Origin of the sequence: Oleiagrimonas sp. C23AA, from assembly GCF_011759385.1 — a bacterium.
GTDB lineage: Bacteria > Pseudomonadota > Gammaproteobacteria > Xanthomonadales > Rhodanobacteraceae > Oleiagrimonas.
Genome location: NZ_JAARLY010000003.1, coordinates 180,712 through 202,692 on the forward strand (window position 1 = coordinate 180,712; position 21,981 = coordinate 202,692).

Sequence of the window (21,981 nt, forward strand, 5' to 3'; positions counted from 1 at the left end):
GGTCTGAAAAAATTTTTGAAAAAAGCGAAATCGGGTATTGACGGCGACGTCTCAAATCTGAATAATTTCGCTCCTCGCTTAACGGCCCTGACGAAACGTGGGGCGCAATAAGCAAAACAAATTGATGCGCCCGTAGCTCAGCTGGATAGAGTACCTGGCTACGAACCAGGCGGTCGGGAGTTCGAATCTCTCCGGGCGCGCCATTTTGAAGCGACAGTCGATCGGTTTTTCGGGTCAACTGTCAGATTCGGCGAAACGCCGGGTCGGCGGAGTTTCGAAGCCGCGGACATATGTTCACTTCGAAAACGGATTGACTGCGCTGTAGCGCGCCCGTAACATCGCAGAGCTTTGCTACGTGCAAAAATCAAGCGTGCATCGGGGTATAGCTCAGCCTGGTAGAGCGCCAGCTTTGGGAGCTGGACGTCGGGGGTTCGAATCCCTCTACCCCGACCAGAGCGCGCTCTTCACAGTGTCTGCGCCTGTAGCTCAACCGGATAGAGCATCGGCCTTCTAAGCCGAGGGTTGCAGGTTCGATTCCTGTCGGGCGCGCCAATGTAGTCGTTCGGTTGTGGTGGGCGTAGCTCAGCTGGTTAGAGTACCGGATTGTGATTCCGGATGTCGTGGGTTCGAGTCCCATCGTCCACCCCACTTTTCAAAAGGGCCGTTAGCTCAATTGGTAGAGCAGTTGACTCTTAATCAATTGGTTGTAGGTTCGAGTCCTACACGGCCCACCAATTAAAACAACGGCTTGCATAGCTGCAGGCCGTTGTTTTTTTTTGCCCCCGTGCATTGCCGGGAAGGGGCACCCCTTGATTGGTGCTGACCGCGCAGCAGGGGTTGACGGTTGCTGCGGTGCTTGTGCATACGCGCGATGCGACCGTAAAATGGTCGTCTTCCGTTCAAGGGAATCATCCACTTGCACCGGACGCTGCGACCTTTGTCGCAGCCTGGGGCGGCGGGGATGCGAAAGTGGCGGAATTGGTAGACGCACCAGGTTTAGGTCCTGGCGGGGCAACCCGTGCGAGTTCGAGTCTCGCCTTTCGCACCAACTCCCTTGAGGTAACCGGTCCGGATGGTCCGCGCATGGCGCTGTGGACGCGATCCGGGTGATGTATTCAAACGGGTGGCGCAAGATGCCGCCGCGGCGCCATCGATATGGCGGTATCAGGAGAGATCATGCAAGTTTCGGTTGAGAACGTCGGTACGCTCGAGCGCAAGCTGACGGTGAAGTTTCCGGCGGAGCGACTGGAATCGCAGGTCAGCGAGCGTCTGGCTCAGATGAGCCGCACGGTGCGCCTGAAGGGCTTTCGCCCGGGCAAGGTGCCGGCCAACGTCATCAAGCAGCGCTTCGGCGCGCAGGTGCGTGGCGAAGCGCTGTCCGAGCTGATCGGCAGCACCCTGCGCGAGGCGTTCGACAAGGAAGACCTGCGCCCGGTGGCGCAGCCCTCGATCGATACCACCGGCGAAGCCGAGGACGGCGATATTGCCTACACCGCCTCCTTCGAGGTGATGCCGGAATTGCCGGAAGTGGACGTAGCCAAGCTGGAGATTCAGCGCCCGGTGGCCGCGGTGACCGACGCCGACATCGACACCATGGTCGAAACCCTGCGTCAGCAGCGCCGCAGCTTCGAGGTGGTCGAGCGTGCCGCGAAGGCCGACGACTTTGTGATGTTCGAGTACAGCGCCGAAGCCGGTGACTACCGCTTCCCCGAGGAAGGCCTGGAGCGCGCCGGCAGCGTGGTCGGTTCCGGCCAGCTGTTCAAGGCGCTGGACGAGGCCCTGACCGGCCACAGCGCTGGCGACGAGTTCGAGCAGGAAATCACTTTCCCGGAGGATTTCCGCAACGAGAACCTGGCCGGCAAGACCGCCAAGGTGCAGTTCAAGATCATCAAGGTGCAAGAGCCCAACCTGCCGGAGGTGGACGCCGAGTTCGTGGCCATCTTTGGTGTCAGCGACGGTTCGGTCGAGACGTTCCGCAAGGAAGTGCGCGCCAACCTGGAGCGCGAGCTCAAGGCCGCGCTGATGGGCCGCCTGAAGTCGGAAGTGGCCGAAAAACTGGCCGAGTCGCAGGAAGATTTCGAGGTGCCGCAGGTGATGGTGCGCGCCGAAGCTGAAGGTCTGGTCCGCAACATGATCGGCAAGGATCGCGAAATTCCCGAGCAGATGTTCGAGTCGGCCAAGCCGATGGCCAAAAAGCGCGTCATGGCGGCTCTGCTGATGGGCGAGATTGCCCGCAAGCAGGAGCTGGAAATCGACCGCGCCCGCGTTTCGGACATGCTGGCGGCGATCGCCTCCACCTACGAGGAACCGGAGAAGGTCATTGAACTGTACAACTCCGACCCCCAGTTGATGCAGGGTCTGCAAAATCGCGTCATGGAAGATCAGGTGGCCGAGTGGGTGGCCGACAACGCCAACACCACCGACCAGTCACTGAGCTTCGATGAGGTGATGCGCCCGAACCAGGGTTGAGGCATTCTCAACCCTAAAGAAGCATCAACCGGAGACAACACCCGTGGAACCGATCCAGAACCTGAACCTGGTGCCGATGGTCGTCGAGCAGACCGCTCGTGGCGAACGCTCCTTCGACATCTATTCGCGCCTGCTCAAGGAGCGTGTGGTGTTCCTGGTCGGCCCGGTGGACGACCACATGGCCAACCTGGTGGTCGCGCAGCTGTTGTTCCTGGAGTCTGAGAATCCGGACAAGGACATCAGCCTGTACATCAACAGCCCCGGCGGTTCGGTGACCGCGGGGCTGGCGATCTACGACACCATGCAGTTCCTCAAGCCCGATGTCAGCACCATGTGCATCGGCCAGGCGGCCAGCATGGGTGCGTTGCTGCTGACTGCCGGGGCGGCCGGCAAGCGCTATTCGCTGCCGCACTCGCGCGTGATGATCCATCAGCCGTGGGCTGGTGGCATCTCCGGTCAGGCCACCGACATCGAGATCCATGCCCGTGAGATTCTGGCCATGCGTGAGCGTCTGAACGCCATTCTGGCCCAGCACACCGGTCAGCCGGTCGAGCAGATCGCCCGCGATACCGAGCGTGACCGCTTCATGAGCGCCGACGAGGCCAAGCAGTACGGCCTGATCGACGCCGTGCTCGACAAGCGCCCGGGCGAGAGCGTCAAGTCGGCCTGACAGGCCGCTTTTGCATGGCATTGACGCCGCCCGCGCCTGCATGGCAGGCGCGGGTGGCTATGCTATCCTCGGCTTGTAAGCCAAGCACTACCGGGACCACAGCATGAGCGACGAGCGGCAGGGCCGTTCCAACGACAGCGGCAAAATTCTCTACTGCTCCTTTTGCGGCAAGAGCCAGCACGAGGTACGCAAGCTGATTGCGGGCCCGTCCGTGTTCATCTGCGATGAGTGTGTCGAGCTCTGCAACGATATTATCCGCGAAGAGCTGGAGGAGAAGGCCGCCTCGGGCCGGGCGCAGCTGCCCAAGCCCAAGGAAATCATGGAGACGCTGGACCAGTACGTGGTCGGGCAGACCCGCGCCAAGAAGGCGCTGTCGGTGGCGGTCTACAACCATTACAAGCGGCTGGAATCGCGCCAGAAGGGCGACGATGTCGAGCTGTCCAAGTCCAACATTCTGCTGATCGGCCCGACCGGTTCAGGCAAGACGCTGCTGGCCGAGACGCTGGCGCGCCTGCTCAACGTGCCGTTCACCATCGCCGATGCCACCACGCTGACCGAAGCCGGTTACGTGGGTGAGGATGTGGAAAACATCATCCAGAAGCTGCTGCAAAAGTGCGACTACGACGTCGACAAGGCGCAGTCAGGCATCGTCTACATCGACGAAATCGACAAGATTTCGCGCAAAAGCGAGAATCCGTCGATCACGCGCGATGTGTCCGGCGAGGGTGTGCAGCAGGCGCTGCTGAAGTTGATCGAGGGCACACTGGCCTCGGTGCCGCCGCAGGGTGGCCGGAAGCATCCGCAGCAGGAGTTCCTGCAGGTCGACACCAAGAACGTGCTGTTCATTTGTGGTGGCGCGTTTGCCGGCCTGGACAAGGTGATCCAGCAGCGCTCGGAAACCACCGGCATCGGCTTCTCGGCCGAGGTGCGTTCCAAGGAGCGCAAGCGGAATCTGGGCACGCTGCTGGCCGACGTCGAGCCGGACGATCTGGTGCGTTTCGGCCTGATTCCCGAGTTTGTCGGCCGTCTGCCGGTGGTCGCCACACTGGACGAGCTGGACGAGGATGCGCTGGTTCAGATCCTGGTCGAGCCCAAGAACGCCGTCACCAAGCAGTTCAAGAAGCTGTTCGAGATGGAAGGCGTGGAGCTGGAGTTCCGCCCCGAGGCGCTCAAGGCCATCGCTACCAAGGCGCTCAAGCGCCGCACCGGTGCCCGTGGCCTGCGCACCATCCTCGAGCAGGTGCTGCTTGACACCATGTACGAGCTGCCGTCGCTGGAGCATGTCAGCAAGGTGGTGGTCGACGATGCCGTGATTGAAGGTCAGGCCGAGCCGTACCTGATCTACCGTGGCAACCTGCAGCAGCAGCGTGCCATCGGTGACGGTAGCAGTGGCGCGGCATAAAGGCGTCCGTTGCCCGCGCGTCTTCGCGGTCATGTCATTGCAAGGGCGTCCTTTGGGCGCCCTTGTCGTATCTGGCTCCCCGTGACCATTGGTCGTCGTGGCGTGCTGTGCGTCCCTTGATGGCGCCGCCGGGAGCCTCCACTTGACCTATATCGGACCCGCAGCGCAGGCTCGGGTCACGCTTCGATCTTTCAGGAAGTGATCATGCCAGAGAACCCCACCATTTCAGCCGGCACGTTGCACCAGGGCCTCCCGGTCCTGCCGCTGCGCGATGTAGTCGTCTACCCGCACATGGTGATCCCGTTGTTTGTGGGTCGCGACAAATCCATGCGCGCGCTCGAGTCGGCGATGGAAAACGAGCGCCAGATCGTGCTGGTTGCGCAAAAGAGCCCGGATGTCGACGATCCCCAGGCGGACGACCTTTACGACATCGGCACGCTTGCAAGCGTGCTTCAGCTGCTGAAGCTGCCCGACGGCACCGTCAAGGTGCTGGTCGAGGGCGCCTCGCGCGTGTCCATTTCCAACTACACCGAAGCCGAGGGCATGTTTACCGCCGACACGCGCGTCATCGAGTCCGACTACAGCTCGGACGAGCGCGAGCTGGATGTGGTTTCGCGTACGCTGGTGTCGCTGTTCGAGCAGTTGGTCAAGCAAAGCCGCAAGCTGCCACCGGAAGTGATGTCCACACTGTCGGGCATCGACGATCCTTCGCGCCTGGCCGATACCATTGCCGCGCACCTTTCGGTGCGCCTGGCCGACAAGCAGAAGGTGCTGGAAACGGCCGATGTCGGCGCGCGCCTGGAGCAGCTGATCGGCCTGGTCGACGGCGAGATGGATCTGCAGCAGGTCGAAAAGCGCATCCGCGGCCGCATCAAGTCGCAGATGGAAAAGAGCCAGCGCGAGTACTACCTCAACGAACAGATGAAGGCCATCCAGAAGGAGCTGGGTGAGGGTGAGGAAGGCGCCAACGAGATCGAGGAGCTGACCAAGAAGATCGACACCATCGGCATGCCCAAGCCGGTGCTGGCCAAGGCGCGTCAGGAGCTTTCCAAGCTCAAGCAGATGTCGCCGATGTCGGCCGAAGCCACGGTGGTGCGCAACTATCTGGACTGGCTGGTCGGGGTGCCATGGAAGAAGCGGGGCAAGGTGCGCAAGGACCTGAAAATGGCGCAGGACGTGCTCGACGCCGATCACTTCGGCCTGGAGAAGGTCAAGGAACGCATTCTTGAGTATCTGGCCGTGCAGCAGCGCGTCAATACCATGAAGGGCCCGATCCTGTGTCTGGTCGGACCGCCCGGCGTGGGCAAGACCTCACTGGGTCAGTCCATTGCCAAGGCTACCAACCGCAAGTTTGTTCGCATGAGCCTTGGCGGCGTGCGCGACGAGGCCGAGATTCGCGGTCATCGGCGTACCTATATCGGCTCCATGCCCGGGCGCATCGTGCAGAACCTCAACAAGGTCGGCACCAAGAACCCGCTGTTCGTGCTGGACGAAATCGACAAGATGTCCACCGACTTCCGCGGCGATCCGTCCTCGGCGTTGCTGGAAGTGCTGGATCCGGAGCAAAACCACACCTTCAACGATCATTACCTTGAGGTCGACCTGGATCTGTCCGAGGTGATGTGGATTGCCACGGCCAATTCGCTGAACATCCCCGGCCCGCTGCTGGACCGCATGGAGGTGATCCGCATCCCCGGCTATACCGAGGACGAGAAGATCGCCATTGCCCAACGCTACCTGCTGCCCAAGCAGCTCAAGGCCAATGGCCTCAAGGACGGCGAGCTGAGCGTGTCCGAGGGCGCCATCCGCGACATCGTGCGCTACTACACGCGTGAGTCGGGTGTACGCAATCTGGAGCGCGAGGTGGCCCGCATCTGCCGCAAGGTGGTCAAGGAGATCGCGCTGGAAGGCCCGGCACCGACCAAGTCCACCGCGGCCAAGGCCAAGGGCAAGGCTGCGTCGAAAAAGGCCAAGAGTGCGGCTCCGGCGGCGCCGAGCACGCGCAAGGTCGACGTGCGCAACCTGGACAAGTATCTGGGGGTGCGTCGTTTCGACTTCGGCCGCAAGGAGCAGCAGAACGAAATCGGCCTGGTCACCGGCCTGGCCTGGACCCAGGTGGGCGGTGACCTGCTCTCCATCGAGGCCTCGGTGGTGCCGGGAAAGGGCAAGCTGGTGCACACCGGTCAGCTGGGCGACGTGATGAAGGAGTCGATCCAGGCGGCGTTGTCAGTGGTGCGTGCGCGTGCCGACCGTCTGGGCATCGACCCGGACTTCCATCACCAGCATGACATCCACATCCACGTGCCCGAGGGTGCCACGCCCAAGGACGGCCCCAGCGCCGGTATTGCCATGTGCACGGCACTGGTATCGGTGCTGACCAAGGTGCCGGTGCGCTCGGAAGTGGCGATGACGGGCGAGATCACTTTGCGTGGGCGCGTGCTGCCGATCGGCGGGCTCAAGGAGAAGCTGCTGGCGGCCCATCGCGGTGGCATTACCACGGTGATCATCCCGCAGGAGAACGAGAAGGATCTGGCCGATATCCCGTCCAACATCACCGATTCGCTGGAGATTCATGCGGTGCGTTGGATCGACGAAGTGTTGGATGTGGCACTTGAAAGGCCGCTGGGTCCGCCACCCAAGGACGGCGAAAAAGCCAAGGCCCCACTGCAGGGCAAGGGCAAGCGCGAATCCTCGCGGCCCGGCGCCCGGCGCACGCATTGATGTGTTAGTGCGCTGATTGCCAAGAAAAAAGGGTGATCACCTTGCGGTGGTCGCCCTTTTTTTGTAAGGGCGGTGAAAGTGTTTCGCAAAACCCTCGCGATCTTCGGAAAACCTTGGTATTTCTTGTATTGCGGACCCTTGGGGGCACTGGTATAAAGGCTAGCACCGCAGTCCCCGCGCCACGGTTCGTCGCGCTGCGAAGGGCTGGGGTGGAATCGCAAGGGGGAGCTGACAGACATGTCAGTCGGTGGCTCTGCCTCGTCTCATCGACTACGCGGCCGCACACACTTAAAGTTTTTAGGGAGTGACTCAATGAACAAATCCGAATTCATCGCCGCCATCGCCGAATCGGCCGACATGACCAAGGCCGACGCCGGCCGTGCCGTCGAGGCCTTCACCGAGGTGGTGAAGAACACCCTGAAGAAGGGTGACACCGTGTCGCTGGTGGGCTTTGGCACCTTTGACGTGCGCAAGCGCGCCGCCCGTACCGGTCGTAATCCGCGTACCAACGAGACCATCAAGATCAAGGCTTCGAAGGTTCCGGCCTTCAAGGCTGGCAAGGCGCTCAAGGACGCATTAAACTAAGCGCTTTGCCGGGTGCTTAGCTCAGCGGTAGAGCGTCTCCTTTACACGGAGAGGGTCGGGGGTTCGATCCCCTCAGCACCCACCAGGCAGCGGAGCGGTAGTTCAGCTGGTTAGAATGCTGGCCTGTCACGCCGGAGGTCGCGGGTTCGAGTCCCGTCCGCTCCGCCACGTTTAGATGAGGGCGCCCGCGCGGCGCCCTTGTTGTTTCAAGTCGCCGAGCTGGCGGCACCAAGACCGCGGAACCGATCCATGCTGCAGAGCCTGCGCGAGAAAACCCAAGGTTGGCCGGCGAAGGTCATCTTCGTCATTTTGATTTTCGTGTTCTCGTTCTTCGGTATCGAGTCGTACTTCCAGAGCCACACCGACACGTATGTGGCCAAGGTCGGCAAGCACGAGATTTCGCAGCAGGACTTCCAGAGCCGGTTGAACAACCTGCGCCGCCAGCTCTCCCAGCAGCAGGGTGACAAATACGACCCCAGCTATCTGGAGAAGCCGGCCGTCAAACAGCGCGTGCTTGATGGCCTGGTCGATCAAGCCCTGCTGCAGCAGGCCACCGACAAGCTGGGTCTGGTGGTGTCCACGGCGCAGTTGCGCAGCGAGATTGCCAACTATCAGGCCTTCCAGGTCGATGGCAAGTTCAGCCCGGACGCTTACCGGGCGGTGCTGGCCTCACAGGGCATGAGTCCGCAGCAGTTCCAGGATGAGGTGCGCGGCGACCTGCAGACGCAATTGCTGCCCGGCGCCATCAGCCAGTCGCAGATCATCACCGATGCCGAGATCGACCAGTACCTGAAGCTGCGCCTGCAGACCCGCGACGTGCGATACGCAGTGCTGGCGCGCCCGCAGCCGGCTGACGACAAGGTTAGCGACAAGGCCGTGGCCGATTACTACAAGGCCCACCAGAAGCAGTTCATGACGCCCGAGCAGGTGTCGCTGAACTACATCGAGCTGAACGCAGCGGACATGCCCGCCGGGAAAGCGCCGAGCGATGATGACCTGCGCAAGCTCTACGTTGAAAACAAAGCCAAGTATGTGCAGCCCGAGCAGCGCGAGGTCTCGCACATCCTGATCAAGGTACCCTCCAATGCCACCCCGGCGCAGCAGAAGGCGGCCCTGGCCAAAGCCAAGAAGATTGACGCCGAGGTCACGCCGGCCAACTTCGCCAAACTGGCCAAGCAGTACTCGGACGACTTGGGCTCCAAGTCCGAGGGCGGCAGCCTGGGCTGGATCGAGAAGGGTGTCACCAACAAGGCCTTCGAGGACACGCTGTTCTCGATGGACAAGGGACAGATTTCCAAGCCGGTGCTCTCGGCCGAGGGCTATCACATCATTTATCTGCAGGATGTGCGCGCCGGCAAGGCCAAACCGTTCGCCCAGGTCAAGGACCAGCTGGCGCAGCAGGCCCAGAAGGATGCGCGCGACAAGGCCTACAATGATCTGGCCAGCAAGCTGACCGATGGCATTTACCAGGATCCTTCGTCGCTGGAGCCGATCGCCAAGCAGTTGGACCTGAAAATCCAGCACACCGGACTGTTCAGCCGCGACGGTGCCAAGAGCGGTATCGCGGCCAACCCCAAGGTGGTCAAGGTTGCCTTCTCCGACAGCGTGCTGGCGCAGAGCAACACCTCCGATCCAGTCAGCTTGGGTGACAAGCACATCGTCGTGGTGCACGTGAACCAGCATCAGGCCTCAAAGCCCAAGCCGCTGGATCAGGTGGCCGATCAGATTCGTCAGGACATCATCAGCGATCGTGTCGACGCGCAGGCCAAGAAGCACGCCGATGCGCTGTTGGCCAAGCTCGACAAGGGTGCGGATCTGGACAAGGTGGTCGCCGACGCCAAGTCGGTGCAGGACGTGAAGGGTGCCAAGCGCGGTCAGCAGGGAGTACCGGCACCGGTGCTGCAGCAGGCCTTCACCATGCCGCATCCGGCCAAGGGCAAGTCCCGTTATGCGCTGGCCGATCTTGGCCATGGCAAGTACGCCCTGGTCGCGGTGGACGCGGTGCACGCCGGTGATCTGTCGCAGGTCAGCAAGCCCGAGCGCACCATGCTGCGTGCGCAGATGCAGCGCGCCATCGGCACGGAGGCGACGCAGGAGTTCATCGATGCGCTGCGTAAGCGTACCGATGTCAAGGAAGTACCCAGTCGTATGTAAGGGCACTTGCCTTAACGCAAGCCATAAAAAGGCCGCCCTCCGGGGCGGCCTTTTTTTTCAGCGTCTGGATTGCATCACGCTACGTGACACTCACGCAGTGCGCTGCAGGTAAGGTCAGTGTCAGGGCGCACTGACGCTGAGGGTCTGCCCTGGATGCAGCGTGGAGCCTTTGAGGTGGTTCCAGCGCTTGAGCTGGTGCACCGAGACATGAAACTTGTGTGCCACCATCCACAGGCTGTCGCCGCTGTGCACGGTGTAGCTGTCGGGGCGATTGGCCTTGGCGATCTCGGCCTCGCTCGGTGGGTGGCTGGCCAGGGTCGCCAGCAGCGTGGTCTTGGCCGCGGCTGGTAGCAGCAGGTGGCGCGGGGCATGTGCCGGCATGCGGTCGTGGATGTACGCCGGGTTGAGCTGACGTACTTCCGACAAGGGCAGCTGCGCCAGGCGCGCGACCAGCTTCAGGCTCAGCGCCTGTTTCAGCGTCACTTCCTGAAGGCGTTGCGGTGGCGGCAGGTCGGGCAGGGTAATGCCGAACCTGGCCGGCTGGCGGATCACGCAGGCCACTGCCAGCAGCTTGACCAGGTGCCGGTGCACGCCGGGGCTGACCATGCTCGGGATGACCGGATGGCGCGGCGGCATGCCGTGCTGCTTGATCAGCCCGCGCAGGCGGTATTCGCCGGCATTGTAGGCCATGTCGACGATGCGCCAGTCGTGCCAGCGGTCGTAATAGCTGCGCAGCATTTTCATGACCGCATCGGTGGCACTGATGCGATCCAGCCGGCCGTCGTAGTCCTGATCCATAGCCAGGCCCAGCGAGCGCCCGGTGATCGGCATGATCTGCCACATGCCGGCGGCGCGTCCGCGGCGTGGCTTGACGCCATCGAAGTGGCTTTCGATCCATGGCAGCAACACGAACTCGCCGGCGACGCCGTGTCGCGCGGCCGCTTCGTCGATATAGGCCAGGGTGGGCATGGCCCAGCGCAGCTTGGCCTCGAAGCCTCGCCGGTTGTGCGTGATGCGCTGGGCGCGACGCAGGATGGCCGGATCGCCGTCGCAGTCATCCAGCGCCAGCCGTGAGCGCAGGTCGCCCCAGAAGTCCTCCGGCAGCGGTGGTGGCTTGAGCAGTGCGGGCGGCGCGCCGGTGAGCGCCGGTGCCACGGGCGGCGGCGCCTTCACTGTCGGTTTGTGGGCCGGGGCGTGGGTGCCGGGCAGGCTGGCGCAGGCGCTGAGTGCGGCGGAGGCCGCGACCACGTAGACGGTGCGCCACCTCATGCGGAGAACGTGTCCTTAGCTTGGCGCAACGCGGCAAAGCGCGCCGTGGTGTCGGCGTCGGCATCACGCTCGGCGGCCCAGCGGCGCACGTCGGGCGCCTCGGTCCGCAGGAACGGATTGAGCGCCTTTTCCGTGGCCAGCGTGCTGGGCACACTTGGCTGTCCGGCCTCGCGCCAGCGTGCGATCTGCTTACGGTAACGGGCAAGCTGCGGCCGTTGCGGTTCCACGCTGGCGGCAAAGGCGGCGTTGGCCTGTGTGTACTCGTGCGCGCAGCAGACCAGCGTGTCGTCGGGCAGCGCGCTCAGTTTGGCCAGCGACTGCACCATCTGCGCGGGCGTGCCCTCGAACAGGCGCCCGCAGCCCAGGCTGAAAAGCGTGTCGCCGCAGAACAGGCAGCCCTCGCCCACATAGGCAATATGGCTGCGCGTGTGGCCGGGAACTTCCAGCACGCTGAAGCTTGCGGCCGGGTGCGACAACTGCACATGATCGCCTTCGCCGACACGTTTGGCGTCGATGCCGATACGCTCGTCGCGCGGCGCGAAGACCTGCGGCGCATGGCGTTGCACCAGTTCGGCCACGCCGCCGATGTGATCATCGTGATGGTGGGTCAGCAAGATCGCCGTGAGGGCCAACCCCCGTGCTTTCAGAGCCTGTTCCACCGGTGCCGCCTCACCCGGGTCGACGACCAGGGCGTGGCCGTTGTCGTCGGCCAATAGCCAGATGTAATTGTCGGACAGCGCAGGCAGGGGCACAGGTTGCACGTCAGGGACCTCGTCGTGTCAGGGGGTTCATTCATGGACAGGCAATCGGGCACTATATCAGCGCCTTTACGCGAGCGGATTCGGGTGCTGTTAACCTATGTCATCACCCGTTTGCTGCCCGGCCTTCGCTGCCATGCCCGTCTGCACTCCGGCTATCTACGCCCAGCCTGCCGTCAAGGCGCTGCTCGCCGACGAGGCGGCCGCGTTGCTGCCCGAGCTTGGCGGATTGGCCGGCGCGCACGGCCTCTTGCTGAGCGGTGCCGACATGCGTCCGCCGCGCACGCCCATGCTCGATTGCTGGACGCATCTTTCGGCGCGTTCTGATCGGCGTTGGGAGGGTGACATCCGGGCGCGACAGGATGAGCCGCTGCCGTTTGCCGATGACAGCATGCGCGTGGTGGTGCTGGCGCATGCGCTGGAGCAGGTCAGCCATCCGGTGGCCTTGCTGGACGAGGCGCGGCGGGTGCTGGCCGGCGATGGCCTGCTGGCCATTACCGGCTTTCATCCGGCCAGTTTGTGGACGCCCTGGCTGGCCTGGAAGGCGCGTCAGGGGGCCATGCCCGTGTTGAGCATGCCGGCCCGATGGCAGCTGCGCCTGCGCGGACGCGGTGTACGGGTGTACGCGGTGCGCCGCTTCGGTCACAGTTGGCCGTTGACGCGTTCGCACGCGGGCGAGAATCAGGCCGGTGGCGGGTACCTGCTGCTGGCACGCAAGCAAACCAACGTGGTCACGCCGTTACGGACGCGCAACCTGCGTGCGCCGCCGTCGTCGTTGACCGCGGTCAGCTGGGCCCCCGGGCTGCAGCGGGAGAGTGCATGAGTGAGGCAATGACGGCGGTGGAGCTGTTCACCGATGGCGCCTGTCTGGGCAATCCCGGTCCGGGTGGCTGGGCGGCGCTGCTGCGCTCGGGCAAGCACGAGCGGCTGCTGGTGGGCGGTGAAGCGCTCAGTACCAACAATCGCATGGAGCTGATGGCGGCCATTGCCGGCCTTGAGGCGCTCAAGCGCGCCTGTCAGGTGCGTCTGGTCACCGACTCCAAATATGTCATGCAGGGCATCGAGCAATGGGTGCCGCGCTGGCGCCAGAATGGCTGGAAGACGGCCGACAAGAAGCCGGTGAAGAATCAGGACCTGTGGATGCGCCTGGATGCGGCGCGCCAGGATCACGCCATCACCTGGGAGTGGGTCAAGGGCCACGCCGGCCATGTGGAGAACGAGCGGGTGGACGAAGCGGCCCGCGCCGAGGCAGAACGTTTGAGGGATGCGGCATGAACCAGCACGTGCGTCACATCGTGCTCGATACCGAAACCACCGGTCTTGAAGTGCATCTGGGCCATCGCCTGATCGAAATCGGTGCGGTGGAAATGGTTGGCCGGCGCCTGACCGGTGAAAACTTCCACACCTACCTCAACCCCGAACGCGCCATCGATGAAGGCGCGCGCCAGGTCACCGGCATAGAGGATGAGTTTCTGCTCGACAAGCCGAAGTTCGCCGAGGTGGTCGAGCGCTTCATCGAGTTCATTCGCGGTGCCGAGCTGATCATCCACAACGCCGCGTTCGACGTCGGCTTCCTGGATGCCGAGCTCAAGCGTGCCGGTGCGCAGTATGGCTGCATCGCCGACCATTGCACCGTGCTCGACACGCTGGCCATGGCGCGCGAGATGTATCCGGGGCAGCGCAACAGCCTGGACGCGCTGTGCAAGCGCCTGGGCGTGGACAACGCCCATCGCGAGTTGCACGGCGGCCTGCTCGATGCGCAGCTGCTGGCGGATGTCTACATCGCCATGACCTCGGGCCAGGTCGCGCTGGACCTGGGCTTTGCGCAAGGCGAGGGTGAGCAGGCCGAGCGCGTGCAGGCGGTGAACTTGAGTCGTCGCCCGCGCGTGCTGCGCGCCAGCGAGGCCGAGCTGGGTGCCCATGCCAAGCGGCTGGATGCTCTGGACAAGGCCGCCGGCAGCAGCCTCTGGCGCCAGCTGGAAACGGCCGGCGAGGCCAGCGTCGAGGCTTAAGCGCCGACGCGCGGCGCCAAGGTGCGCGGCGTGGCCGCTAGTGCGTCGCCAGCCTCAACAGCACCACGGTGACATTGTCCGGCGCGCCGGCGTCCAGCGCCTTCAGCAGCAGCTGATCCACGCACTCCTGCGCGGAAAGATCGTTGCGCCCGACGATGGCGGCGATCTGGCTGTCGCTCAGGCATTCGGTCAGCCCGTCCGTGCACAGCATGAAGCGCATGCCCGGCTCCAGCCGTCCCTGCACGCAGGCCACATGCAGATCGGTCGGTGCGGTCACGCCCAGTGCCTGGGTGACGACGTTGCGCCTGGGGTGCTCGCGCGCCTGGGTGTCGTTGATGACGCCTTGTTCGACCAGCTCCTGCACCAGCGAGTGATCGTGCGAGAGGCGTTTCAGGCCCTGGTGCCACAAATACACGCGGCTATCGCCAACCCAGCACACCTCGAACTGCTCGCCGTCCAGTTTCAGGGCCGCCAGCGTGGTGCCCATCGGCAGCTGCCCTTCGCACTTGCCGCGTTGGGCGACAATGCGCGCGTCGGTCTGGCGAATGGCCGCTTCCAGGCGCTGGCCGCGCTGCATGTCGGCAACCACGCCGTCGCGGGCCAATGTGGCGGCCAATTCGCCATGGGCATGTCCGCCCATGCCATCGGCCACCAGAAACAGGCGCAGTCCCGGGTCGGCATAATAGGTGTCTTCGTTGCGCTTGCGGCGCAGGCCGACGTGGGTGGCGTGTCCGAATTCGATCATGGAAGGGGTAGAAGGGGCCGCATCAGGGGTGTCGCGGCAGCATGAAGCAAGCGCCGGCTATTGTCACGGGCTTCATCAGCACGTATAGTGCGCGCCCTCGCATCACGAATCGTTTCCGATTCCAGCGGCCTGTCCACGCCGCGATGCAGCACCTTCGGAGAGGTGGCAGAGTGGTCGAATGCGCCGGACTCGAAATCCGGTATACGGGTCTCCCGTATCGAGGGTTCGAATCCCTCCCTCTCCGCCAGTATCAAGGAAAGCCCGGCTTATGCGCCGGGCTTTTTTTGTTGCCGATCGCTCCGCAAAAAGTCCGGTGCTCCGCAAGTTATTTGGATTTCGGCTTTAGGCGAACCGTCGGATTGACCTTGTCTCCGCGGCGCTGCCGCACGTAATGCTCAGTCATGGCCAGGTTCTGATGGCCGAGCTGTTGCTGTGCTTTTCGGATGTCACCGGTCTGGTCGGTGGTGTCGGTGCCGGCCTTCGCGCGCAGATCCCTGAACTGGATATCCGTTGGTAGTCGAGCCGCCGTGCGCGCATCCTGCCAGTGCTTCTGCAGCGTTTTGATGGATGGCGGCTGGCCGTTGTCGAGCACCACCAGGCGCGTGCTATACACCGGGTTCTCGCGCTTGCGCGCTTTCACGCGCGCAATGATGGCGCGCAGCTCGGCGTCGATGGTGACGCGCAGCTTCTTGGAGGTCTTGCCTTGGCGAACCTCCAGGCAGCCATCCTTGATGTGCGCCTCGTCCATGCGAAGCGTGTCCGCCGGGCGCTGGCCGGTGAGGTAAGCCAGGCCCATGGCGTCGTGCAGCATCTGGCTGGCTTTTTCCCACATTGATGTGTAGGCATCGTCCTCGACGTAGATGTCCCGTCCTGTCTCCGAATTGCCCTTGATGCCAGCGCAGGGGTTGGGCAGCGCGGTATACCTCTCTCCACGTGACCAGTTCCAGATGTGCGACAGCAGCGCTCTTTCCCGATTGGCGCGCACCTTGGCGGTCTTGCTGCGCCACCGGATGTACTGCTTCACATGCTGGGGCGTGATGGCGTCCAGGGGGCATGGCGGGTTGTCGAAGAACTCGATCAGCTTGGCCAGCTCGGCCGCGTTGTCTACCTGTGTTCGTGGCGCCTTGGTCGGAATGACTTCGGCGCGATAGCGGTCGGCAACGTAGCGGAAGCTGATGACCTGCTGCGGCTTCTCCATGCCCTCGCGCTCGATCTCAGCCCACCGCTTGATGGCAAGACCATAATCAGGCCCAAGGGGTTCTTCACGCCTCGGCTTTCCGCACGGGTGGCAGCGCGACGCGCCGGTGCGCCTACGGCTTTTTTCCCAGCTCGTCCCGGATCACCACGTTCTCAAGCATCTGCTCGGCCGGCAGCTTTTTCAGCCGCGCGTTCTCTGTCTCCAGCTCCTTCAGACGCCTGGTGTCCGGCACGCTCATGCCACCGAACTTGCTGCTTTACAGGTAATAGGAGGCCTCGCTGAAACCGTGCTTGCGGCATAGCTCCTTTACCTACTTCACCTCCTTCACCGGCAGGCCCGCTTTCGCCTCACGCAGGAAGCCGGTGATCTGTGCTTCGGAAAAGTGCTTCCTTACGTCCAATCTCCTTCAGTTGAGGAATTGGACTTCAAACCTCGGTGCTACTCAAAATTGGGGAACGTCGAACCCCCTCATAATCGCGAATGGCGTATTCTTTCGCATCCTTAATGGGGGACCGCGCCAGCATCGCGGCAATCTCATCCCTGATCCCACCTGCATCCTGATGGGCGTCGATCCATGTGCCATGAAGATAGCCGTTATTGTAGGCAGCCAGGCAGGCAACATAGATGCGGGGGCTGGTATTGGGTTGGTTGGTCACGTCTCTGATCCTATGGTCTGAAGGTCAGCGAAGCGGAACGTCGCGCCTAATCTTCTGGCCGTCGCCGAGACCGGGGTAGCAACGGGCAATGGTGACCGGGGTGGGGGGATCACCCGGCTTGCATAAGCCCCTTGGGGCGCGGAAGGCAGGGGAAACCTCCCCGAACGGTTCCACTTCTCTTGCTGGCGAGGGGCGAAGCCCTTAGACATCTGCGGAGAGAAACGTGTGGCGATAGCCACGTACCGCTGCTAACCAGAAACAATGATATGAATTTGAATTCTCAAGTGAATGGCGCTCGAACGAGGCAAAGAATTGATGGCGGAAAGACCTTACTTCAAGAAGTCAATTGCTGAGCTGGAGGCGGTGTTTGCGAACAGCCGAGCGAACAGTGAAACGCTACTCCAACTCTTGCATGAGCTGGAATTCCGCAGCACGCAGCGCGCCTTTGCTCTCAAAGACAAAGTTCTTGCTGCCAACGAAAGCAAACCTCTGGGCACGGCTCCGCCCCCACTTTCCCGTAAAACGGCCGCCTTGAAACCAAAAGTGGTTGACAAACCTGACCAGAATGATGGACAGGCAGCTTCTTCTGGACCGGGGCAACCGATAGAAAAACCTAGCCCCAAAATGCCTGTCACAAACGATCCGCAGAACATTTTGCGTACCTGGACGGCACTTGAGGTGCTGTCGCCACAACGCTATCGCCGCGAAACCGATCTGGTGGCAGGCGACAGGTCGCGAATTGCACGATTTGAAGATGCTGAACTGCCATGGAAAGAGGGCGAGCGCTCACGTCCGAAAAAGCGGCCTTACTACGAACTGATATTGGGGGCTGTTGCACTCGGCCCGGCGGTTGAAAGCCTGCTGAAGGTTTATGCCGACAAACGCCCTGAAAAGCCGAGCATGAGTGGGTACTGCCCGGTGGCCAGCATCTTGCTCGACAAAGAAGGCAAGCCGCTCGAAGAAGAAAACAGTTTCGCCATTTCCAGCTTCTCTTGGGGCGTGCCGATTGCACTGAAGGGCGATCTGGAGGAGCTGGCGGAATGGCCTTACCATGAAAAGAGCCTCAAGGGGGCATTCCGAAAAATCCTAATCCGGCGCGACCGTCAGGATGAAGTTCTCCCGCTGACGAAGCAACATATTGATGAGCTTTTCGCGTTTCTTGTCGAGTTGATGAACTTGGACGCACTTGAGGTGAGGCCCCCATACTTTGCGCTGCGTCGCTATGAGTTCTTTGCGAGCAAGACCCCGCCCGAACCCGGCTTGCTCAACTCGTTCTTCCTGGAAGACCTGGCAGCGGCGCGCACCCTCGCGCACAAAGGGAGCCTGCCGCACGCCCTGAAGCATTACTTGGAGGTCGAGAAGCCGCCTTACAAAACCGATCTTCTTCAGGATGATGCGGGTTTGCAGCATTTGCTCCAGCCAGCCCTGACGCCCCTTGGCAGATGGCCGGGCAATGGCCGCTTTCCTCTGGCTTTGTTGCAGCAAGCCGCCGTGAACGCGACGACACCCGCCTTAATGAAGACCGGCATACTAGCGGTGAATGGTCCGCCGGGCACAGGTAAAACGACCCTTTTGCGGGATGTGCTGGCCGCCCGGATCGTTGAGCGATCCGAAGTCATGTGTACATACAAGCGTCCTGCTGATGCGTTTTCCCCTACATCGCAAAGCCTTCAAAGAAGCGGCGCAAAAATCATCCTTCACAACCTTGACGACAAGCTGAAGGGTTTTGAAATGGTCGTTACCTCATCCAACAACAAAGCAGTTGAGAATGTCAGTGCTGAACTTCCAGTACTGGAAGCGATTGCCGATGATGCACCAGATTTGCGTTACTTCAAGACGATCTCAGATAACGTGCTGGAACGTGAAACCTGGGGCGCTATTGCGGCGGTTCTTGGGAATGCCAGCAACCGCTATGTATTCTCGCAAAACTTCTGGCGTGACGATGAAAATGGCCTGTCCACCTATCTGAATCATGCCAGCGGTATCCCGCAGGTGGTATCCGAACCGCAGAAGGACGGCCTGCCGGTCAGACGCAACCGGGAAATCGTTGATCGGGAACACCCCCCGGCGAATGCTAGGGAAGCTGCTGCGCGTTGGGACAAGGCCCGGACAAACTTTCTGCAGGCCCTGAAGACATCCGGGGAGAGCCAGAAGAGGCTGCAAGCGCTTCACGTCCAGCTTGTGCGCCTGGCCTCGGTCACTGGCGAAATCACTGACCTTCAATCAAGGCAACCGAAACTTCAGGACGAAGTGGCTGCGTTTCAGTTCAGACTATCAAAAGCCCAAGAGGACCTTCAGAGCGCGGAATCTGCTGCGGCCTCAAGCTGCCAGCGGAAGGAGGCCCATTTCGCCCTGCGACCGGGTCTTCTGGCGCGCCTGTTCCAGACACGGCGGTCTAAAGGCTGGCTGGCCGAGTTCCGCACCCTGGAGAACCAGGCGAGAGAAACTGCCGGGGCATATGCTGCCTCAAAACGGAACTTCGATGCGCTCCATACAGATCTAGTTGCAAAGCAAAACCTGATTCAAAAATCGGCCCAAAAGATCAAGGCGCTGGCGGCTGAGAAAGAGCAACTGGAAGCAAAGATGGTCCAGGCATGCCGAGAGTTAAAAGCGCCAGTGCCCAACGCAGCGTTTTTCACCAGCGCGCATGAGAATATGCAGACGGCCCATGTCTGGTTCGATCGGGCCGCTAGCATCCTGCGCGATGATGTGTTCCAAGCGGCCATTCACCTGCACCGTGCCTTTATTGACGGCGCTGCTGATCCGCTGCGGCAAAACCTGTCTGTCTTCATCGAGTCATTCGGGACGCGCTCGCTCGGCACACCGCAAAAAGACGCCTTGATCGCCGACCTTTGGTCATCCTTCTTCCTGGTGGTGCCGGTGGTTTCCACGACCTTCGCATCCGTCAACAGAATGTTTTCACGCCTTGCTCCGGAATCTCTCGGCTGGTTGCTGGTGGACGAAGCCGGCCAGGCTGTCCCGCAGGCTGCCGTGGGAGCAATGCTGCGCACCAAACGCGCGGTTGTTGTTGGTGATCCGCTCCAGATTGAACCTGTGGTAACACTGCCGAACAGCCTGACCGAAGAGATATGCGGCTTTTTCGGGGTTGATCCACTCAAGTACAATGCACCAGAAGCCTCCGTCCAGACGGTCGCCGATGCGGCCAGTCTGTATTGCGCTCGCTTTCCCATCGGTAGCGGTCACAGAGATGTGGGCGCGCCCCTTCTTGTGCATCGCCGCTGCGACAGCCCGATGTTCGATATTTCAAACGAGATCGCCTATTCGAACCTGATGGTGCAGGCCAAGAAGCCCACCCCGGCGAACCCCATCCTTGGCCCGTCCTCCTGGATCGACGTGCAAGGAAAACCGGGGCCGGATAAATGGTGTGCCGATGAAGCCGCTGCCCTTATTGACATGCTGCACACATTAAAAAGCGGCGGGGTGGATGCAGACCTATACGTGGTAACACCATTCGTGGTCGTTCAGGACAACCTACGCCAGGAAATCCTGAGAAGCCGCGTACTGGATGGGTGGGTGGATAACCCGAACGCTTGGGTGTGGGAGCACATTGGAACAGTACACACGGTACAAGGGCGGGAAGCCGGGATCGTGTTCTTTGTTCTGGGTGCACAGATGTCATCTCAGAACGGTGCGCGTGCTTGGGCCGGAGGAAGACCTAACCTTGTCAACGTCGCCGTTACGCGCGCAAAGGCCTCCTTGTATGTGATTGGCAACAGACAGCTCTGGAAATCCGCAGGCGTGTTCGCCGTGCTGGACCGTTATCTTCCTGATCACAGAGCCCCTGGAACGCCGGAATGAACGAAATCTGGCTATGGGTCACTCAAAACTTCAACAACCGCGAAATCGCGGCAGCCGCCTGGATTGTTCTGATCCTTGGCCTTGTTTCGATAAAGAAGGATGTGCGCAGTTCAATGTTCGGCGTCGTCCGAGCGGTAGCAGGCGGGAAGTTGTTGATCGTCTTCGGAGCGTTTGCTGGATGGATCAGCCTCCTCTCATGGCTTGCGAGCCTGACCGGGCTTTGGACGTCCAACCAGGGCGTGCCAACCGTTGTCTGGTATTTTTTCGGCGGCTTGCCGTTGCTGTTTCGCGCATTTGACGCCAAAGAGGGAACGCAGCATTTTCGCGGATATGCCTTAGCCGTTCTCAGCGGAACAGCTTTGATCGAATTCATATATGTCGCGAGGACGTTTAGTCTGTCTATCGAGTTGATCCTGACACCTATTGTTACATTCATCGCGCTACTTGCTGTCGTCTCGGAGCGCAACCCGGAGCACGCAGCGGTCAACAAACTGCTTACGTGGATACTGGCCATCGCTGCTTTTACCACTCTATGGCATTCTGTCTCTCAAATCTGGGCAAAGCCGGAGACGTTCTTCACGATAGAAACAGCACGAAGCTTTATCCTTCCAATCTACCTAACCATATTTTCCATCCCGTTTTTCTATGCACTTCATTGCTATTCTCACATTGAGGGCGTTCGTATCCAGATAGACCTGAAAACTTTTCAATCCGATGAGTTGAAGGCGTACGCCAAGAAACGCTTCATTCTGACATTTATGGCGCGACCGTGGTTGTTGAGACGAGCCACCCGGCAATTCCACATTATGCCAGCCAGAGTTACTGCTGATGTCGATAAAATTATCCAGGATATCCTTCACTATAAGCGGCAGGAGGAGAATCCCCCCGAAGTTGATGACTTAGAAGGCTGGAGTCCTTTTTCCGCGCGAGAATTTCTTGCAGATGAAGGTCTTCGAACAAACGACTATCATGCAGGCGGCGACGGAGATGAGTGGTGGTCAGGGGTGGCAGCCCGCGGTCTGGATGAAGGCATCCTTCCTAGCATTGGTAACTACTCGTTTTCGGGCGTTGATGGCGTTGTAAAGCAGCTCAGGTTTCGCGGGCATTTTGTTGATGATTATATCACCGGTGAAGCACTGGACGAGTTTAGCAGGCTTGCTTGGAAGCTTTGCAAAAAAGCATTGAAAGGAAATCTCGCCGTCATTCGAGAGCAGCTCGCGCGGCGCGAACCTTTTGAAATGATTGTTGGTGCGACAAAGGTAAGGCTCAGGCTTGATAGGTTTAGCAGCGAAAAGGGTTTTGAATTAACACTATTCTTGATGCGGTCGAGACCTCTGGTATCACTACACACCCAAAATGCTGCGAGTGAGCGGGGCGTGTGACGAATCGAGTTTCGCCTACGTCACGGTGGCCCATGTAGCGTTCCACGTTTACAAGAGTCCAGCATTACGAAAGGGCTTCAATCACTTCGGAGGGTTATAGCGTAGGTGTGGCGCTCGGTTTCCTAGGCTTCGGCCCGCCAT

The 21,981-nt window shown here is 61.2% G+C and carries 15 protein-coding genes, 9 tRNA genes and 2 pseudogenes; 20 read left to right on the top strand and 6 right to left on the bottom strand.

The features are described from left to right. Positions 1 to 126: 126 nt before the first annotated feature. The 14 genes and pseudogenes from HBF24_RS06240 (at position 127) to HBF24_RS06305 (ending at position 10,001) form a co-directional block, all read left to right on the top strand. A tRNA-Arg gene (locus HBF24_RS06240) sits at positions 127 to 203 on the top strand. A gap of 173 nt (positions 204 to 376) precedes the next feature. Beyond that, positions 377 to 453, top strand: a tRNA-Pro gene (locus tag HBF24_RS06245). Positions 454 to 475: 22 nt separating this feature from the next. Next, positions 476 to 552, top strand: a tRNA-Arg gene (locus HBF24_RS06250). Between the two features lie 19 nt (positions 553 to 571). Then, positions 572 to 648: transfer RNA gene (locus tag HBF24_RS06255), tRNA-His, on the top strand. 10 nt (positions 649 to 658) lie between these two features. Then, positions 659 to 734 (top strand) — tRNA-Lys (locus tag HBF24_RS06260). Between the two features lie 229 nt (positions 735 to 963). Continuing rightward, a tRNA-Leu gene (locus HBF24_RS06265) sits at positions 964 to 1,048 on the top strand. Positions 1,049 to 1,176: 128 nt separating this feature from the next. Next, the gene (gene tig / locus HBF24_RS06270) at positions 1,177 to 2,469 is read left to right on the top strand and encodes a trigger factor (protein ID WP_167170595.1); all 1,293 of its coding nucleotides are present in this window, start codon (positions 1,177 to 1,179) and stop codon (positions 2,467 to 2,469) included. Between the two features lie 43 nt (positions 2,470 to 2,512). Continuing rightward, positions 2,513 to 3,139, top strand: a complete 627-nt coding sequence (gene clpP, locus HBF24_RS06275; protein ID WP_343162722.1) for an ATP-dependent Clp endopeptidase proteolytic subunit ClpP — start codon at positions 2,513 to 2,515, stop codon at positions 3,137 to 3,139. A gap of 103 nt (positions 3,140 to 3,242) precedes the next feature. Further along, positions 3,243 to 4,541 carry an ATP-dependent Clp protease ATP-binding subunit ClpX gene (gene clpX, locus HBF24_RS06280; RefSeq protein WP_167170597.1) on the top strand — a complete coding sequence of 433 codons (1,299 nt, stop codon included), beginning with the start codon at positions 3,243 to 3,245 and terminating at the stop codon, positions 4,539 to 4,541. A 204-nt stretch (positions 4,542 to 4,745) separates the two neighbouring features. Continuing rightward, a pseudogene (lon, locus tag HBF24_RS06285) lies at positions 4,746 to 7,172 on the top strand (endopeptidase La); the annotation flags it as partial. 327 nt (positions 7,173 to 7,499) lie between these two features. After that, positions 7,500 to 7,847 carry an HU family DNA-binding protein gene (locus HBF24_RS06290; RefSeq protein ID WP_167170601.1) on the top strand — a complete coding sequence of 116 codons (348 nt, stop codon included), beginning with the start codon at positions 7,500 to 7,502 and terminating at the stop codon, positions 7,845 to 7,847. 10 nt (positions 7,848 to 7,857) lie between these two features. Further along, a tRNA-Val gene (locus HBF24_RS06295) sits at positions 7,858 to 7,932 on the top strand. 6 nt (positions 7,933 to 7,938) lie between these two features. Further along, positions 7,939 to 8,015 (top strand) — tRNA-Asp (locus tag HBF24_RS06300). 81 nt (positions 8,016 to 8,096) lie between these two features. Further along, positions 8,097 to 10,001 carry a SurA N-terminal domain-containing protein gene (locus tag HBF24_RS06305; RefSeq protein ID WP_167170604.1) on the top strand — a complete coding sequence of 635 codons (1,905 nt, stop codon included), beginning with the start codon at positions 8,097 to 8,099 and terminating at the stop codon, positions 9,999 to 10,001. A 120-nt stretch (positions 10,002 to 10,121) separates the two neighbouring features. On the opposite strand, the gene HBF24_RS06310 is transcribed toward HBF24_RS06305, so the two are convergent. Together HBF24_RS06310 and gloB are read right to left on the bottom strand one after the other, a co-directional pair. Then, a complete protein-coding gene (locus tag HBF24_RS06310) occupies positions 10,122 to 11,270 on the bottom strand; it encodes a LysM peptidoglycan-binding domain-containing protein (RefSeq protein WP_167170607.1) in 1,149 nt (382 codons plus the stop codon). Next, the gene (gloB, locus tag HBF24_RS06315) at positions 11,267 to 12,031 is read right to left on the bottom strand and encodes a hydroxyacylglutathione hydrolase (RefSeq protein WP_167170609.1); all 765 of its coding nucleotides are present in this window, start codon (positions 12,029 to 12,031) and stop codon (positions 11,267 to 11,269) included. Before gloB ends, HBF24_RS06310 begins: the two co-directional genes overlap by 4 nt. 133 nt (positions 12,032 to 12,164) lie before the next feature. Between gloB and HBF24_RS06320 the strand changes: the two genes are divergently transcribed. From HBF24_RS06320 to dnaQ, 3 genes are read left to right on the top strand one after another with little or no spacing between them, the layout of a single operon-like run. Continuing rightward, positions 12,165 to 12,851 (top strand): methyltransferase domain-containing protein, encoded by a 687-nt coding sequence (locus tag HBF24_RS06320; protein ID WP_167170612.1) that lies wholly within the window; start codon positions 12,165 to 12,167, stop codon positions 12,849 to 12,851. Positions 12,852 to 12,859: 8 nt separating this feature from the next. Next, a complete protein-coding gene (rnhA, locus tag HBF24_RS06325) occupies positions 12,860 to 13,303 on the top strand; it encodes a ribonuclease HI (protein ID WP_167171400.1) in 444 nt (147 codons plus the stop codon). An 8-nt stretch (positions 13,304 to 13,311) separates the two neighbouring features. Next, positions 13,312 to 14,040 (top strand): DNA polymerase III subunit epsilon, encoded by a 729-nt coding sequence (gene dnaQ, locus HBF24_RS06330; protein WP_167171402.1) that lies wholly within the window; start codon positions 13,312 to 13,314, stop codon positions 14,038 to 14,040. Between the two features lie 37 nt (positions 14,041 to 14,077). Here dnaQ and HBF24_RS06335 read toward each other — a convergent pair whose 3' ends face one another. Further along, positions 14,078 to 14,785 carry a protein phosphatase 2C domain-containing protein gene (locus HBF24_RS06335; RefSeq protein ID WP_167170615.1) on the bottom strand — a complete coding sequence of 236 codons (708 nt, stop codon included), beginning with the start codon at positions 14,783 to 14,785 and terminating at the stop codon, positions 14,078 to 14,080. 156 nt (positions 14,786 to 14,941) lie between these two features. Here HBF24_RS06335 and HBF24_RS06340 point away from each other — a divergent pair. Beyond that, positions 14,942 to 15,032, top strand: a tRNA-Ser gene (locus HBF24_RS06340). Between the two features lie 78 nt (positions 15,033 to 15,110). Here the strand turns inward: HBF24_RS06340 and HBF24_RS06345 are convergent. The 3 genes and pseudogenes from HBF24_RS06345 to HBF24_RS06350 form a co-directional block, all read right to left on the bottom strand. Further along, on the bottom strand, positions 15,111 to 15,983 hold the full coding sequence (locus tag HBF24_RS06345) for a tyrosine-type recombinase/integrase (RefSeq protein WP_167170618.1): 873 nt from the start codon (positions 15,981 to 15,983) through the stop codon (positions 15,111 to 15,113). Between the two features lie 95 nt (positions 15,984 to 16,078). Next, a pseudogene (locus HBF24_RS17175) lies at positions 16,079 to 16,383 on the bottom strand (transposase); the annotation flags it as partial. 25 nt (positions 16,384 to 16,408) lie between these two features. Beyond that, on the bottom strand, positions 16,409 to 16,639 hold the full coding sequence (locus tag HBF24_RS06350) for an antirestriction protein ArdA (protein WP_167170621.1): 231 nt from the start codon (positions 16,637 to 16,639) through the stop codon (positions 16,409 to 16,411). A 288-nt stretch (positions 16,640 to 16,927) separates the two neighbouring features. On the opposite strand from HBF24_RS06350, the gene HBF24_RS06355 reads away from it, so the two are divergent. Both HBF24_RS06355 and HBF24_RS06360 read left to right on the top strand, forming a co-directional pair. Next, positions 16,928 to 20,458 carry an AAA domain-containing protein gene (locus HBF24_RS06355; RefSeq protein ID WP_206064218.1) on the top strand — a complete coding sequence of 1,177 codons (3,531 nt, stop codon included), beginning with the start codon at positions 16,928 to 16,930 and terminating at the stop codon, positions 20,456 to 20,458. Next, complete coding sequence (locus HBF24_RS06360) at positions 20,455 to 21,840, top strand: hypothetical protein (protein WP_167170624.1); 1,386 nt, start codon at positions 20,455 to 20,457, stop codon at positions 21,838 to 21,840. Before HBF24_RS06355 ends, HBF24_RS06360 begins: the two co-directional genes overlap by 4 nt. The last annotated feature ends 141 nt before the right edge of the window (positions 21,841 to 21,981 follow it).

Coding starts and splice junctions, on each gene's coding strand:
- tig (WP_167170595.1), top strand. CDS start 1,177: ATGCAAGTTTCGGTTGAGAACGTCGGTACGCTCGAGCGCAAGCTGACG.
- clpX (WP_167170597.1), top strand. CDS start 3,243: ATGAGCGACGAGCGGCAGGGCCGTTCCAACGACAGCGGCAAAATTCTC.
- HBF24_RS06290 (WP_167170601.1), top strand. CDS start 7,500: ATGTCAGTCGGTGGCTCTGCCTCGTCTCATCGACTACGCGGCCGCACA.
- HBF24_RS06305 (WP_167170604.1), top strand. CDS start 8,097: ATGCTGCAGAGCCTGCGCGAGAAAACCCAAGGTTGGCCGGCGAAGGTC.
- HBF24_RS06310 (WP_167170607.1), bottom strand. CDS start 11,270: ATGAGGTGGCGCACCGTCTACGTGGTCGCGGCCTCCGCCGCACTCAGC.
- HBF24_RS06320 (WP_167170612.1), top strand. CDS start 12,165: ATGCCCGTCTGCACTCCGGCTATCTACGCCCAGCCTGCCGTCAAGGCG.
- rnhA (WP_167171400.1), top strand. CDS start 12,860: ATGACGGCGGTGGAGCTGTTCACCGATGGCGCCTGTCTGGGCAATCCC.
- HBF24_RS06335 (WP_167170615.1), bottom strand. CDS start 14,785: ATGATCGAATTCGGACACGCCACCCACGTCGGCCTGCGCCGCAAGCGC.
- HBF24_RS06345 (WP_167170618.1), bottom strand. CDS start 15,983: ATGGAGAAGCCGCAGCAGGTCATCAGCTTCCGCTACGTTGCCGACCGC.
- HBF24_RS06355 (WP_206064218.1), top strand. CDS start 16,928: ATGGCGCTCGAACGAGGCAAAGAATTGATGGCGGAAAGACCTTACTTC.
- HBF24_RS06360 (WP_167170624.1), top strand. CDS start 20,455: ATGAACGAAATCTGGCTATGGGTCACTCAAAACTTCAACAACCGCGAA.